General features: G+C 51.9%; 13 protein-coding genes. 7 read left to right on the top strand and 6 right to left on the bottom strand.

Annotated elements, in window-relative coordinates; genetic code table 11:
* Positions 1-24: 24 nt before the first annotated feature.
* Both BZG84_RS02210 and yjjX read left to right on the top strand, forming a co-directional pair.
* Positions 25-906, top strand: a complete 882-nt coding sequence (locus BZG84_RS02210) for a sterol desaturase family protein (RefSeq protein WP_077677956.1) — start codon at positions 25-27, stop codon at positions 904-906.
* Entirely contained in the window at positions 869-1,384 is a 516-nt protein-coding gene (yjjX, locus tag BZG84_RS02205) for an inosine/xanthosine triphosphatase (protein WP_077479908.1), read from the top strand. Before BZG84_RS02210 ends, yjjX begins: the two co-directional genes overlap by 38 nt.
* A gap of 58 nt (positions 1,385-1,442) precedes the next feature.
* On the opposite strand, the gene trpR is transcribed toward yjjX, so the two are convergent.
* Both trpR and sltY read right to left on the bottom strand, forming a co-directional pair.
* Positions 1,443-1,763 (bottom strand): trp operon repressor, encoded by a 321-nt coding sequence (gene trpR, locus BZG84_RS02200; protein WP_069589177.1) that lies wholly within the window; start codon positions 1,761-1,763, stop codon positions 1,443-1,445.
* 41 nt (positions 1,764-1,804) lie between these two features.
* Positions 1,805-3,811, bottom strand: coding sequence for a murein transglycosylase (sltY, locus tag BZG84_RS02195; protein ID WP_077479907.1), 2,007 nt, complete (start codon positions 3,809-3,811; stop codon positions 1,805-1,807).
* Between the two features lie 158 nt (positions 3,812-3,969).
* Between sltY and ettA the strand changes: the two genes are divergently transcribed.
* From ettA to BZG84_RS02180, 3 genes are all read left to right on the top strand, one after another.
* Positions 3,970-5,637, top strand: coding sequence for an energy-dependent translational throttle protein EttA (gene ettA / locus BZG84_RS02190; RefSeq protein ID WP_077456225.1), 1,668 nt, complete (start codon positions 3,970-3,972; stop codon positions 5,635-5,637).
* Positions 5,638-5,850: 213 nt separating this feature from the next.
* Positions 5,851-6,231 (top strand): PilZ domain-containing protein, encoded by a 381-nt coding sequence (locus BZG84_RS02185; protein WP_069589174.1) that lies wholly within the window; start codon positions 5,851-5,853, stop codon positions 6,229-6,231.
* A gap of 50 nt (positions 6,232-6,281) precedes the next feature.
* Positions 6,282-7,286: a peptidoglycan DD-metalloendopeptidase family protein gene (locus BZG84_RS02180; protein ID WP_069589171.1), complete on the top strand. Its 1,005-nt coding sequence runs from the start codon at positions 6,282-6,284 to the stop codon at positions 7,284-7,286.
* A 72-nt stretch (positions 7,287-7,358) separates the two neighbouring features.
* On the opposite strand, the gene radA is transcribed toward BZG84_RS02180, so the two are convergent.
* Positions 7,359-8,735, bottom strand: a complete 1,377-nt coding sequence (gene radA / locus BZG84_RS02175) for a DNA repair protein RadA (RefSeq protein WP_069589170.1) — start codon at positions 8,733-8,735, stop codon at positions 7,359-7,361.
* Between the two features lie 123 nt (positions 8,736-8,858).
* On the opposite strand from radA, the gene BZG84_RS02170 reads away from it, so the two are divergent.
* On the top strand, positions 8,859-11,216 hold the full coding sequence (locus tag BZG84_RS02170; protein ID WP_077479906.1) for a PilZ domain-containing protein: 2,358 nt from the start codon (positions 8,859-8,861) through the stop codon (positions 11,214-11,216).
* Here BZG84_RS02170 and serB read toward each other — a convergent pair.
* The gene (serB, locus tag BZG84_RS02165) at positions 11,213-12,184 is read right to left on the bottom strand and encodes a phosphoserine phosphatase (RefSeq protein ID WP_077479905.1); all 972 of its coding nucleotides are present in this window, start codon (positions 12,182-12,184) and stop codon (positions 11,213-11,215) included. The genes BZG84_RS02170 and serB overlap by 4 nt on opposite strands.
* Before the next feature lie 130 nt (positions 12,185-12,314).
* Here serB and BZG84_RS02160 point away from each other — a divergent pair, with 130 nt between their 5' ends.
* On the top strand, positions 12,315-12,908 hold the full coding sequence (locus BZG84_RS02160) for an AhpA/YtjB family protein (protein WP_077479904.1): 594 nt from the start codon (positions 12,315-12,317) through the stop codon (positions 12,906-12,908).
* Between the two features lie 90 nt (positions 12,909-12,998).
* On the opposite strand, the gene BZG84_RS02155 is transcribed toward BZG84_RS02160, so the two are convergent.
* The gene (locus BZG84_RS02155) at positions 12,999-14,219 is read right to left on the bottom strand and encodes a phosphopentomutase (protein WP_077663308.1); all 1,221 of its coding nucleotides are present in this window, start codon (positions 14,217-14,219) and stop codon (positions 12,999-13,001) included.
* A gap of 11 nt (positions 14,220-14,230) precedes the next feature.
* A complete protein-coding gene (deoA, locus tag BZG84_RS02150) occupies positions 14,231-15,562 on the bottom strand; it encodes a thymidine phosphorylase (protein WP_077479902.1) in 1,332 nt (443 codons plus the stop codon).
* Positions 15,563-15,581 lie beyond the last annotated feature (19 nt).

The following is a 15,581-nucleotide window of genomic DNA, read 5'->3' as shown; positions in this document are numbered from 1 at the left end:
ATAAATCAACCCTAAGGAGCTTTTATGAGTTGGATTGAAACAAACGAGGCCATCTTCCGGCTGAGTGTGTTTGTCGCCGTGCTGGCGGTGATGCTACTCGCTGAGTGGCGCAGGCCAAAACGCCCCCTTACCAGAACACGGCGAGAACGCTGGCGTGGCAATATTAGTTTGACGGTGTTTAACACCCTAACGCTACGCTTGTTTGCCCCGCTAACAGCGGTCGGTACTGCGGCTTGGGCTCAAACCCATCATGTGGGCGTGTTCAATGTCCTCGCTCTGCCCGAGGCATTCGCGGTAATAGTGACACTGGTGCTGATGGATTTGGCCATTTGGTATCAACACAAGCTATTCCATCAATGGCCTTGGCTATGGCGTTTACATCTTGTCCACCACGCGGACATGGACATTGATGTCACCACAGGAGCACGTTTCCATACCGTAGAAATTTGGCTTTCCATGCTGATTAAATGTTTAGTTGTCATGATGCTCGGTGCGCCTGTGATGGGGGTGATCCTTTTTGAGACCTTGCTAAGCGGCATGGCCATGTTTAATCACAGCAATGTCGCCGTGCCCAAACAGATAGATGAGTGGTTACGCCGCGTTATCGTTACCCCCGACATGCACCGGGTGCACCACTCGACCCGTTTTCATGAGTGCAATGCCAACTATGGTTTCAATCTGTCTTGCTGGGACCGCTGGTTTGGCACCTATGTGCCACAACCGCGTAAAGGCCATAAAGGGATGCGTATCGGCTTAGCCGAAGTCAGCCAAGCCACTGACGCCAGTCATATTTTGGGGATGCTGCGTTTGCCTTTGCGTTGGCGTATACTTCAGCGCGCCTATCAAAATAACAAGGAGACGCAGGCGCATGAGCCAAGTCATCGTCACATCCAAAAACCCCGCTAAAATCGCCGCCGTTGAAGCTGCCTTTCGTGATGTTTTTCCTGAACACCCCTTTACGTTTACCGGTGTCGCGGTCCCCAGCGACGTGCCAGACCAACCCATGACAGAGAAAGAAACCTATGCCGGTGCCTGCAACCGTGTTCAGCATGCCAAAGCAAAATACGAAGGGGATTTTTACGTCGGGGTAGAGGCCGGATTAGACCACCAGCATACCTTTGCATGGATGGTAATCGACGATGGGACGACACGCGGTGAAGCGCGCTCAGCCTCTCTACCGCTGCCGCCAGAGGCACTGCGCGCATTACACCATGGCGAGGAGCTGGGTGATGTGATGGATCGTATGTTCAGCGAGCAGAACGTGAAGCAAAAAGGCGGTGCGATTGGTATGCTCACCGGGCATCGCTTAACGCGCTCAAGCGTTTACCATCAGGCACTTATCTTAGCCTTGATTCCTTTTCTGCACCCTCACCTATACCGCTGATAAACCAAGAAAAAACGGAGCCCGAAGGCTCCGTTATCAATAAAATAGTGGCGTTCCGCTAGTCGGTATGCGCTTTCTGCTCTGCTTCGCTTTTGAGTAAACGCGCCAGCCACGCTTTACTGTCATCATCAAGGCGTTTGAGCTCATTGGAGCCGCGCGTCACGGTAGCGATGCCAACCCCCAGCAACTGACTCAGTTGGCGCTGGCTCATTTTACCTTCCAATAGCTCGTGTAAAATATTGATCCTCGCGACCAAGGTATCACGCTCATCTGGCGTCAGTAGCGCCGTCAGCAACGCATCATCATGGCCATCTTGTCCGGCACGACGCACTAAAGCGATAACATCTTGCCACCCTGAAAATGCAGGTGATTGCGACATGGTTTCCTCTCACGGTTAACGTCAGTGCGGCAAGTGTACCATTAATAACGTTTCGCTAACTCGTTGGCCCGTAAAAATTGAACCGGCTCCCCCAATAGCTGACGGTAATAGATTTCAAACATCAGCACATTTTGTACATAATGACGGGTTTCATAAAACGGGATCGACTCGATAAAAGCAATCGCGTCCATATGGCCTTGCGATCGTTCCAACCAGCGCGATACCCGATGCGGCCCCGCATTATAGGCAGCAAAGGCTAAGATGCGATTGCTCTCAAAGCGATCTAGCATCATTTTTAGATAGCCACTGCCAAGACGAATGTTCACCCCAGGATCGCTTAAACTCGCCGGCCCTTCGTAGTCATAACCAAGCTCCCGCGATGTTTCTCGCGCCGTCCGCGGCATGAGCTGCATTAAGCCCCGCGCGCCAACATGAGACACCGCGTGAGTAAAGAAGGCACTCTCTTGCCGAGACAACGCCATTAACGTGGTTTTATCCACCCCTCGCTCACGGCTGAAAAACTCAAACCACCACTGATGGGCAAGCGGGAAACGCAACGATAAGTGATCCCACATTTTTCCGGCGATCGTTGCCTGCACCGCCAAGTGATACCAGTGCTTTTTACTGGCGTATGCCGCCAATAACGCAATTTGCGCATCGCTGGCGCGGTTGAGGACGTAATACCATTCACGTTTCGCGGCATAGATTTTGTTCAGCGCAATCAGCTCATCCACTCGCGCTAACACATCTTTCACTGGCATCAGCCCCTCTTCTTTGAGGACAGCTGATCGGGAAGGGATATGAATGGCTTGATCCAAATGCTGCGCCGCAGCGACACTGTAGAAGTTGCGCTCTCCCACCATATTGGCGAAGGCGCGATTGGCTTGCTCACTATCCCCTAACTCGAGCTGAATGCGCGCATCCCAATAGCGCCACTTCAGCGATTGCTTCTCGTTATCACTGAGTAGCGACAGCCACGCATTGAGCGCGTGCCAATCATTGTCCAATAACGCCAATCGAAAGCGTCGCTCAATCAAGCCATCGTTGTGGGTATTGCGCAGCATGCGATCGCGCCACCCCGCAAGAGCAGGATCGTCATCATTCATCAATTGGCTGATCAGGTAATCGGCAATTTCTTGGCGTTCACGCTTATCATAATGTTGCCCTTCAACCGTACGACGAAACTGACGAATGGCTTGCGCTTCGTCTTTACGCGACAAGCGTTCAAATGCCAGTCGGGTTAGCTTTTGGTTAAAAGGCGTCACCTGACTGCGCTTGGAAAAATCAGCGACGTTCTCAGGCTCATCATAAAGCGCCAGTACCTGCGCGCCTTGTGGCTGATAAGACGCCGGTAATTGGCGATTTAAATACCGCATCAGGCTACGGTTACGTGCTTCAAAGGTTAGTAGCATCCGCTGTAATACCAGCTCTCCGGTTAAGAGTTTTTGCTCAGATAAAAAACCGAATAAGGGATCGCAAGCGCTGTCTACCGACTGACCCGAGAGATAAAGCGATTTCGCCCCACTGCGTGCTAATGCGCGGTTACCAGCCTGACTGTGGGCGTAATAGTACTGGCACTGATAACGCTCACCACGCGGGACATCGGTCTGGAAAGACACCAAGGTTTTCCATTCCCCTCGATCGGCAAGCAAGGTCAAATAGTCGGCCCGCAAACTGTTTACAAAAGGCAACGAACTGTAGCGGTTGATAAAGTTAGTGACCGACTTGTGCGACTTTAATGACAAATTGCGAGTAAAGTCACGATAGTCCAAATAGGGATAAAGCGGGTAATCGCGAAGCTGGCCCTTTAAGGTACGAAAGCGCTTGAGATCACCACGCTCGATGGCGTCGATTGCGGCCTCATATTGGCGCTGTTGCGGGGTCAACTCGGTGCCGTCTGGGGTGGATGAGGCCAACACCGCCGGCGCGGCAAAGCTGGATGTCACTAATACGCCTGACACTAAAGGGCGTGAGAAGGCACGGACACAGACGACAGCGAGACGATACGCTGCGCCATATGACCGGGAGAAGGCAGTGAGTAATTCCATGTCAACGGTTGCTCCTGTGTTCCTAACATCGAGTAGACAACAGCCTGGAAGGCAAATTCCCTCGATGTTAACGCCTGAATATGACGATCACTGTTAAACTTGGCAAAGTTAACGTTAGAATAGCGTCTTTCACTCCACAACTATTAACGCGAGCAGAAATGGCTGAGTACGTATATACCATGTCGCGGGTGAGCAAGATCGTGCCACCTAAGCGCCAAATTCTGAAAGATATTTCTCTATGTTTCTTCCCCGGCGCCAAGATCGGTGTGTTGGGTCTAAACGGTGCGGGTAAATCGACCCTATTGCGCATCATGGCCGGTATCGATACCGACATTGAGGGTGAAGCCCGTGCGCAACCGGGCTTAAAAGTGGGTTATCTGCCCCAAGAGCCGGTATTGGACGAAGACAAAACGGTTCGTGAAACCGTCGAAGAAGCGGTTGCCGATGTTAAAGACGCATTGAACCGACTCGATGCAGTTTACGCGGCTTACGCTGATCCAGATGCAGATTTTGACGCCTTGGCGCAAGAGCAAGGCGAACTGGAAGCCTTGATCCAAGCAAAAGACGGTCACAACCTCGACAACGCCCTTGAGCGCGCCGCTGATGCCTTGCGTCTGCCTGAGTGGGATGCACAAATTAAGCACCTTTCGGGTGGTGAGCGCCGTCGTGTCGCCATTTGTCGCTTGCTCCTTGAGAAACCAGATATGCTGCTTCTTGATGAGCCAACCAACCACTTGGATGCCGAATCTGTTGCATGGCTTGAGCGCTTCTTGGTCGATTACACCGGTACTGTAGTGGCGATTACCCACGACCGCTACTTCTTGGATAACGCTGCTGGCTGGATTCTGGAGCTTGACCGTGGTGAAGGTATTCCTTGGGAAGGTAACTATACCTCTTGGCTGGAACAGAAAGACGTTCGCTTGAAGCAAGAAGCGTCACAAGAAAAAGCACGTCAAAAAACCATCGAGAAAGAGCTCGAGTGGGTGCGTCAGAATCCAAAAGGACGTCAGGCCAAATCTAAAGCGCGTATGGCGCGTTTCGAAGAGCTTAATACGTCAGATTATCAACGCCGTAACGAGACCAATGAGCTGTTTATCCCGCCGGGTCCACGCTTAGGCGACAAGGTTATTGAGGTGAACAACCTCACCAAATCCTTTGGGGATCGTGTCTTGATTGACGATCTGTCGTTCAGTGTGCCTAAAGGGGCCATCGTCGGTATTATCGGTCCAAACGGTGCAGGTAAATCGACGCTGTTTAAGATGCTAAGTGGCACTGAGCAACCAGACTCAGGCACCGTGGAAGTGGGTGACACCGTCCAATTGGCATCGGTGGATCAGTTCCGTGACAGCATGGATGACAATAACACTGTCTACGACGAGATCTCAGAAGGGGCGGACATTATTCGCATTAACAACTTTGAGTTGCCAGCGCGCGCCTATGTGTCACGTTTCAACTTTAAAGGGAGCGATCAGCAAAAACGCATCGGTGAGCTTTCCGGTGGTGAGCGTAACCGTGTCCACCTTGCCAAACTGCTTAAAGCAGGCGGCAACGTGCTCCTTCTCGACGAACCGACTAACGACCTTGACGTAGAAACCTTGCGTGCACTCGAAGAAGCCCTGCTTGAATTCCCAGGCTGTGCCATGGTGATCTCGCACGATCGCTGGTTCTTAGACCGTATTGCAACCCATATTCTTGACTATCGTGACGAAGGCCAAGTGAACTTCTTCGAAGGTAACTTTGCTGAATACACCGATTGGTTGAAGAAAACCTTAGGGGCGCAAGCCGCTGAGCCGCACCGCATCAAGTATAAGCGCGTCGCCAAGTAATTGCCGCACGACAGCCCTGCTAGGCGGGCTGAGGTGGCTATCTACCATCTCAGCCCCAGCGGGGCTTTTTATGCTTCCTAAACCGTATTGTCTCCGGTACATAGCGCAATAAAGGTAACCAAACGTTGCAAAAGTGAGACAAAACGTCTAATTCCCGTGCCAACTGCACCCCATTGCCTACACTGAAAACAGACATCTAGAGGAGATGCTGTCATGTCAGAGCGTAGAAAATATTCCCGCGTGATGTATCGTGCCCCCGCGATACTCAAACAGGATGGTCGTGAATGGCACGCACACGTACTCGATTTATCCCTAAAAGGCGTGCTACTTAGCTTGCCCAACAATTGGGAATCTGACCCTGAGCGTAAAGAGTTCGACTTGGTCTTTTTTCTCCATGATTCAGAAATAGAATTAGACATGGAGTGCATTCTCGTGAACAACTGCGCGAATTACTTACATCTTTATATCGATCACATTGACATTGATAGTGCCAGTCATTTAAAAAGGCTCGTTGAACTTAACGTCGGCAACGATGAACTTCTCCATCGCGAGCTCGCACAACTGACTGACCATATGGCGGAGCCACAAGCTTAGTGCCCGCGCGGTCATGGACGGTATTAAATGCAGGCCAGCAGTAGCCAGTCATGACAGATCACATTCATATCGCCGTCACGCACCCTAATGGCGTGAAGCACTTTACCCTCTGCCCCACTCGTAAAAAGGTGGTGCAGACGCTTGCGCTTGTGTTGCTCGCACTGCTCACCGTCACCTTTGCCAGCTTGTACTTTCTCTCTGCACGCTCAACAGAGGCCGAAGCCGCCGTGGAACGTTTGCGGGATGAACGGGCGGCGCTGAATGCGGAATTAGCGGTACTGCAACAAAAACGGGATGAGTTAACCGCGACCATTGAAAATAAAGACGTTGAACTCACTGCGCTCACGCAACGCGTGGTGACCGTCGAGGATATGCTGGGGTTAAACTCGGTCGCCAAAGACGCCTCACTCACTCACCGTTTAGACGTCGCGGCCATTAACTCTGCAGTGCGATACACCATGTTGCAGCTCATTCCCAACGGTAAACCGATTGAAAGCTATCGGCGCTCATCCGGATTTGGATCACGCACACATCCAGTCACCGGCAAAGCCAAATTTCATATGGGATTAGATTTGACCGCAGACAAAGGCACGCCCGTTTATGCACCTGCAGATGGCGTAGTGGAATACGTACGCCCGAGTCGCAAAAAAGGCTATGGCAACTTTGTCAAAATCGACCATGCTTTCGGCTTTATGACCTTGTACGCACACCTTGATAAATTCAATGTGCGCAGTGGTCAGTTCGTGAAAAAAGGCGATCTGATTGCTTGGTCCGGCAACACTGGCTTATCGACAGGTCCTCACCTGCACTATGAAGTCCGTTTTTTGGGACGCGCGCTGGACCCGCGCCGCTTTATTAAATGGAGCGCTGAGAACTTTGATACCTTGCTGGAAAAAGAAAAACGTGTGGGTTGGGGCCATTTAGTTTCGGTAGTAGAAAACTTGGTAGAAACTCAGGTTCAGGTCGCCAATATGCCCGACCCCGAGCCACCGCTAAGTACCGCGCAACAGCGCGAGGCGGATTTAGACGTGACGCCTACCAACGTATCGATGTAGTCACTCAACAAAGCTCACAGAGTTCGGCTCCCGGGCAGCAAGACACGTGAGCTTTGTTGTTTATCACTGCGGTTAGAGGTCTTCCAACACATCCAACGCATCAGACAGCTTGCTTACCCCAAAGACTTGCATGCCCTCAAGCGGCTGCTTTGGCATATTCGCTTTCGGGACGACCGCTTTTTTAAAGCCGTGTTTCGCCGCTTCCATCAAGCGCTCTTGACCACTCGGCACAGGTCGAATTTCACCGGCCAAGCCCACTTCGCCAAAGACCACCAAATCACGGGGTAAAGGCCGATCGCGAAAGCTTGAGATCAGCGCCAACAACAAAGCGAGATCGGCACTGGTTTCGGTCACTTTGACGCCACCCACCACATTGACGAACACGTCTTGATCCGACATTTGCAGCCCGCCATGTTTGTGCAACACCGCCAACAATAACGCCAGTCGGTTTTGTTCTAAACCCACCGCGACACGACGAGGATTGGCTAACTGCGAATAGTCGACCAGCGCTTGTAGCTCTACCAACAAAGGCCGTGTCCCTTCCCATACCACCATTACCGAGCTTCCCGACGTCTGCTCCTCGCCACGCGAAAGAAAAATCGCCGAAGGGTTGCTGACTTCTTTCAGCCCTTGCCCGGTCATCGCAAACACACCTAATTCATTCACCGCCCCAAAGCGGTTTTTGTGGCTGCGTAAGGTTCTAAACCTACTATCACTTGAACCATCGAGTAGAATCGAACAGTCAATGCAGTGCTCGAGCACTTTCGGGCCGGCCAAGGTGCCGTCTTTGGTCACATGGCCGACCATAAATATCGCCACATTGTGCTGTTTCGCGTAGCGCGTTAAAGCGGCGGCTGACTCTCTCACTTGAGAAACGCTACCCGGTGCCGATTGCACATCACCAACATGCATCACTTGAATGGAGTCGATGACCATGATTTTAGGTTGCTCTTTCTTAGCAACCTGACAAATGGTTTCTACACTGGTTTCGGACAATAGCTTGAGTTTATCTTTGGGAAGCCCAAGTCGGTCAGCACGCATCGCAACCTGTTGGAGTGACTCTTCACCGGTGATGTATAACGTCGGTAAGTGCTGCGCCAAACCCACCATGGTTTGTAATAGCAAAGTACTTTTACCGGCGCCCGGGTTGCCCCCAATCAAAATGGCCGCGCCAGGCACAATCCCACCACCTAGGACACGGTCTAGCTCTTTAAAACCACTGCTCAGGCGTGGCACTTCTTGCAAGTCAATCTCTTGCAACGTCTGTACTTTACCTTCAGCACTCCCCGCGTAGCCGGCATATTTTTCGTTGCGCGCGACTTGAGGGGACGCGGCAAGGCGTACTTCTGTGATGGTATTCCACGCACCGCACGCTGAGCATTGCCCTTGCCAGCGGGGAAAATCAGCGCCACAGTCATTGCACACGTAGGCCCGTTTTGTTTTTGCCATTCGCACTCCAATACGTATGATGTCAGCTAATTCACAAAATGATTGCTATCTTATTAATTATTCCCAAACTTTTTTGATAGCGTGCCGCTACAAAAGCAGGCCAATACTTTAACAGACTTTGCCATGAAGCAGGATGATTACCAGGGACTGATTGAGCAACTGCTTCCTCTTTCCCAAACCCCAAAATTTGAGGTGCTGCTCGACAAGCTAACGGCTAACGAGCCGAACTCTGCCAAGCTGCTGATCAAAATGGAGATCAGGCGGCTGATGGCGCCGTGCAATCGCACCATTGATTTGCGTGGAAAAGTCGATGGCGAATGTCACGAATATGACTTGCATGGCAAGAAGCATTGGTTGGACGACGTCGCCATTAACTATTACTACGAGCGCTTGCCACTTTATAATGGACAACTGACCCAAGGGTTATGGGAAGATCTACACAACACCCCAAATAACTTTCGCGTCCAACACGAGAAAGCCAAGCAGAACCAGCAAAAAGGGCAAGGCCCAGTCACCGATAGTGCCCAAACGGCGTTATTACCCGAGAAGCTGACCTTTGGCAGCTATCTATCACGCAGCGAAAGTCGCATTCACTATGCTACGCAAGTCTTGATCACCTTGCAGTCGGGCCAGGAAGTTCACGGGACCACCAGCGACTTATCAAACTCAGGCTGCCGCGTGCGCGTCCCCGCCGCCTTTGACTACCCGCCAAGCTCAGAAGTCACTGTCCGGTTTGCGGCGTTAGCAAAGAAGTATCTCGACCCTGATCTTGAAGATGGCTTGAGCTACCGCATTATTGGTGTGGACCAAAACAATGATAGTACGAGCAATGCTTGGTTACGCCTGCGTCTTGATACCAGCAGTGACGCCATCAAACGGGCGTTGGAGTCAGAGATGGCATCGCCAGACTTTCGCGGTAAACAAGATGGGGAAGATAAACTGCTGACCCTCAAGCTGCAAAGCTATGAGCAGTCTTTTTTGCATCACACCAGCGTACTGCCGCTCTATTTTGCGCAAGATAAAATGGCGTACGTGCTTAAAACGCGGCAAAACCACAGCCTTTGGGATTACTGGCATGATGAACGCAACCAGCCTGTGATCAATCACCTTTTCGACCCACAACGCCTTTCATTATTACAAGTCGAAGGGGCGGCCAATAGCCAACTGCTGCTTTACTGTTTTTATGTTGAAAAAAATAAACGTCGCTTTTTCTACTCAGCCTCCCCCAGTGAGATGAGTGTGGAAGAACGCCAGCTGTTTTGGAAATTAGGGGCCAAGCGGGCATCTTGGCGGGCATTTAAAGTGACCATGTCGGCCATCACGGCTGCCGATATCGAACGACTGCAGGATGTATCGCCAGACTGGCTCAACAAATTGAAGACGTTGACGCACGTAGCACTGGTACAGGATGTGACACATCATGATGCGCAGCAGGCCTATTTAAGTCACCCCAAACCCGAACGCTCAAGCCAAGCACTGCGCCGCTTTTTACATGAGCGTAATCCTGTGAGCCAAGCCAGCTTAATTTCCTCCGATATGCAGCCGCAGCGGCGTGAGCCACGTTATCAATACCGCTCTAAGGTCTCTTTGGTGCATGCTGAACAGGGGGTTATGGAAGGCGCGCTGTTGGATTTTTCCTCGGGCGGACTGAATGTTGCACTCAAGCAGCCCTTTCAAGGGGCAAAAGACGATCTGATCTCTGTCTCTCTCGATGCCTTTGTGAAGATCGACCGCCGCGCGCCTTTGGTAGATATGCCTTATCAGGTTATCCGAGTCAGCCCTAAACGCAATAATATCCAGCTAAAGCTGGTCAACGAAGCCCCGAATACTCGCCGACGCCAATACTTACGCCGTTTGATTGAGCACAACCAAGAAAAACTCACCGTGTTGGATGAGATCTTACCCGATCCGCCACTGGTGCGAGCTATGCACCAACTATTGCTGACCCGGCTCACCGTGCAGCCTTACTTTATACGCCGAGACAATGGCGTACTCTCGGTATCCGCGGTCGGCATTAACCTACCACCGAGCCGGTTGCACCGATTACTGGAGCGCGCCGGTGGAGGGCGGCAGATTTCCTTCTACCCCTTGTTTGGCGACAAAATTCATACGCGCACGCATGAGGTTTCTCGTCCCTCTCAACCGCAAAAAGAACTGATCCGCGAATACTATGTCTGGATGGACATGCAAGATGAAGTCGTACGCAGAGTGCATACCTTCGCGGATAGCGAGTTTGAGTCCGACGATGCCCGCCGCAAGTTTATTGAGCTAGCTCAGCGCGGAGGACTATTTGCCGTGCTGCGCAACCGAATGGCGCCGCTTGCTCATGCGGAACAAGAAATCAATCCCGAAAAACTCGCGGCATTGTTAAAACGCGATACCCACAAAGCGCGCCAGCTCGAGGATGAGTTTGCCGCACTGTGCGCGTATGGCGAGCTGGTCGATGTCACCGATGAGGTGCTGATGCGCCTTGGCTGTTAGCGGGTCTGCCAACTGATACGTCCCTCGCGCAAGCTTGCCGATAGGATACAAAGCACACCGCCTAACCAAGTATGTTTCACCGCCGCTTGCGCTTGGGCGTTGACCATCGGCTTAGCATGGTAGGCGACGCCAAGCCCGGCGGCGTTCATCATGGGTAAGTCGTTGGCACCATCCCCGACCGCAAGGGTATTTTCTGCTGCAATATCATATTGTTGTGCCAGCATCGTCAGCACGTCTGCCTTTCGCTGGGCATCGACCACCTGCCCTTCCACTTCTCCCGTCAGCTTTCCGTGCGCTATCGAGAGTTGGTTGGACTCGGCATAATCCAGTGACAGCGTGTCTTTAAGGTGATCAGAGAAATAGGTAAAGCCACCAGAGGCAATTGCCACCTTCCAGCCATGCGCACGCAAACTGGCGACTAAACGCGCCATATCCGGCATCAAAGGCAACGTGGATTTCACTGACGCTAGGATTTGGCTGTCCGCGCCTTTCAACGCGGCAACACGCTCGCGTAAACTAGCTTCAAAGTCTAGTTCACCCAGCATGGCACGTTCTGTCACCGCGGAGACCGCATCCCCGACCCCCGCTAACGCAGCTATTTCATCAATACATTCGATTTGAATCGCGGTTGAATCCATATCAAACACCGCAAGACCCGGCTGACTGAGATCTGGCAGACCGTGCACGTCCGCACAATCTAGGCCAAGCAAATGGACAATGGTTTGATGCGCATCGGTTAATGGCCCTGCCATTAATAAGACTTCATAGGGCCCCACTCGCCAGCCATCAATCGGTGTCACCGCTTCGCCGGTAAAAAAACCAATATCATCAAGCTGGCGCGGGTCTAACAGCTCACCAAAGAGCACCCATCCACCTTGACGTCGGGTATAGCGACTGTAGGTCGACAACGATGGGAAACGTTGATAAAGCGTTGGGGTGCGGTAAATTTTAAAGGGCGTCGCGTCCATGGTTGTAGGCGTCCTTGCGGCCAAAGCCGTCGATTGAATAGTGAATGAATCGTATTGAGGCTGTGATACCATAAAACCAGCACTGAGCTCCAGTGCAATTTATTCTGGCGGTTTAGCTTTTGAGGTGGCTATGTTTACGGTTTCGCGACAAGCACTGCGACGCGTGGTGAAATGGGGGATCTTGTTCAGTGCGATCGCTGCAATTGCGGCGTTGATGCTTTACAGCACGACATTAAGCCAGCGCCAATATCAAGCGCTCTACCAACAAACGGATGAACTGGCACAACTGATGACCCGTCAGATTGGCGCACAAGCCTACGACGCCTTGGTGGATAAGAACTATCAGCCATTACAAACTATGGCCGACGCCTTGGTCAAAGAGCCTCTGATCCGCGATGCGAGTTTCTACCGCCTAAACGGTCAGGCCGTGGTGCACTCGGCTAATGCCCTGCCACTCGAAACGGCGGTTGGATTAACCACACCGCTTGGGTTAGAAAGCCGCGGCCGTCAGCAACTCATGGCCCCCATTAGCCGAGAGGGCGATGTAGCAGGCTTTCTCCGTCTCACGCTAGAACATCAGGCGGTCACAGAAAAAGCCCATCACCAATTGCAAGAAAACATGAATCAGTTTCGTACGCTGTTAGTGCTCGCGATTCTGTTGGGGGCATTGCTGGTTGGCATGCTCAAGCGTCGCGACGGCCAAACTCCATTACTTCCTTGGTAATCCAACTCAGCGACGTACGCGCCTCAAACCTCACCCATAAAAAAAGAGATGGCCTAAGCCATCTCTTTCATGGGTTAATCCCCGTCATCCTTACAGGAAGGATTGTCCATAGTCCATCGGCGACGTGCCAAAGTAAGTCGCCAGCGATTGGCCAATATCGGCAAAGGTTTCTCGGCGACCTAATGACCCCGCAGGTACCTTGCTGCCATAAACCAGAGCAGGAATGTGCTCACGGGTATGGTCAGTGCCCGGCCAAGTCGGATCACAGCCGTGGTCGGCAGTGAGGATCAAGACATCATCTTCTTCCAGCATGGCCATGATTTCTGGCAAACGCGCATCGAAGTATTCCAAGGCCGCAGCGTAACCAGCCACATTACGGCGATGACCATATGCAGAGTCAAAATCAACAAAGTTGGTAAAGACTAAGCTGTTATCACCCGCATCTTTGATCGCGTCTTTGGTCGCGTCAAACAGCGCTTCAAGGCCTGTCGCTTTGATCTTTTTGGTGATCCCGCAATGGGCGTAGATGTCAGCAATCTTACCAATCGAAATCACGTCACCGCCTTTCTCGTCCACGATTTTTTGCAATACCGTGGCCGATGGTGGCTCAACTGACAAATCACGACGGTTACCCGTACGCTCAAATTGGCCTTTGCCTGGGCCCACAAATGGACGCGCAATCACACGACCAATGTTGTAGTCTTCCAGCTCTTCACGCACGATTTGGCACAGCTCGTACAGATTATCGAGGCCATAGGTTTCCTCGTGACATGCGATTTGGAACACAGAATCTGCAGAGGTATAGAAAATCGGCTTACCGGTTTTCATGTGCTCTTCGCCCAAATCGTCCAGCACTTGAGTGCCTGACGCATGACAGTTACCCAAATAGCCCGGCAGCTTGGCACGCTCGACAATACGATCCAGCAGCGCTTGCGGGAAACTATTGGTCTGGTCAGTGAAGTAACCCCAATCAAATAGTACGGGTACACCGGCAATTTCCCAGTGACCAGACGGGGTGTCTTTGCCAGATGACAACTCTTTCGCGTGCGCATAAGCACCGATGATCTCTGCGTTGGCATCTAGCCCTTCAGGGAAGTAACCCGATGATTCTTCACATGCCTTACCTAGACCTAATTTGGTCAGGTTTGGCAATGAAAGCGGGCCGCTGCGGTCGGCATTATCCGCTTCGCCTTTGGCACACGCTTGAGCAATGTGGCCCAAGGTATTAGCACCTTGGTCACCGAATTTAACTGCGTCTTCAGTGGCACCAATACCAAATGAATCTAAAACTAATACTATTGCGCGTTTCATGATCGCCTCCGTTAGACGTCTTCTAGGCTGATGCGACGGTAAACGTCTGGCGTCGCACTGGGCGCCGTATCAGCCACTTTTACTGCGGCTCGCACCGCATTCGCCGCTTGTTGCCATTGCTCTTCAGTTTGAGCATGGAGCATGGCGAGCGGTGTTTGCCCGTCCACGTGTTGCCCCAGACGAATCATTTCGTTCAGCCCAACGGCATAATCAATTTTATCGCTAGCAACCCGACGGCCGCCACCTATTTCTACCATAGCCATGCCCAATGCTCGGGTATCCATGGCACTGACTATACCTGAATCCGTCGCGTAGACTGGTTTAATGATAGCGGCGGTAGAAAGATAGCGCTCCGGCGACTCAACAAAGTCACGCGGACCGCCCAGTCCAGCCACCATTTTGGCAAAGCACTCAGCCGCACGGCCACTGTCTAGTGCTTCATCCAGTTTCTGTTTTGCGCTGTTCACATCGTCTGCAAGCCCGCTAATCACCAGCATATCCGCACACAGTGCCATAGTGACATTGTACAAGCGTGGATTGCGGTATCGACCGGTCAGAAAATCAACCGCTTCTTTGACTTCTAGCGCATTGCCGGCAGAGGATGCCAACACTTGGTTCATGTCGGTTAACAAAGCGCTCGTTTTCGTACCTGCACCATTGGCAACCGCCACAATCGATTTGGCAAGCGCCTCGGAATCTTCATACGTGGGCATAAATGCCCCCGACCCCACTTTGACATCCATCACCAATGCATCTAACCCTGCCGCCAGTTTTTTCGACAAGATAGAAGCGGTGATCAGAGAAATGTTGTCCACGGTTGCAGTGACATCGCGGGTCGCATAAACGCGTTTGTCCGCAGGCGCCAAAGACCCGGTTTGACCGATAATCGCAACGCCAGCATCACGTGTGACATCACCAAACACTTGGTTGCTCGGCATGATGTTATAGCCGGGAATCGATTCCAGTTTATCTAGCGTTCCCCCCGTGTGTCCTAAACCTCGGCCGGAAATCATGGGCACATAACCGCCACATGCTGCTACCATAGGGCCAAGCATTAATGAGGTCACATCACCGACACCACCGGTCGAATGTTTATCCACCACGGGACCATCAAAATTCATATGTGACCAATCGATGGTCATTCCCGAGTCACGCATTGCACATGTCAGAGCAACACGCTCATCCATGGTCATGTCGTTGAAGTAAATCGCCATCGCAAAGGCGGCAATTTGCCCCTCTGAGACCGACTCGTCGGCCACCCCTTGAATAAAGGTATAGATTTCTTCTTTGCTTAACGCGATGTTGTCACGTTTCTTACGAATAATTTCCTGAGGTAAGATCATCCATCCTCCTTACCGGCAA

The sequence above is a fragment of the Salinivibrio sp. PR932 genome (genome assembly GCF_001996125.1).
GTDB classification, from domain to species: domain Bacteria; phylum Pseudomonadota; class Gammaproteobacteria; order Enterobacterales; family Vibrionaceae; genus Salinivibrio; species Salinivibrio proteolyticus.
This window is presented reverse-complemented; position numbering and strand designations above follow the sequence as displayed.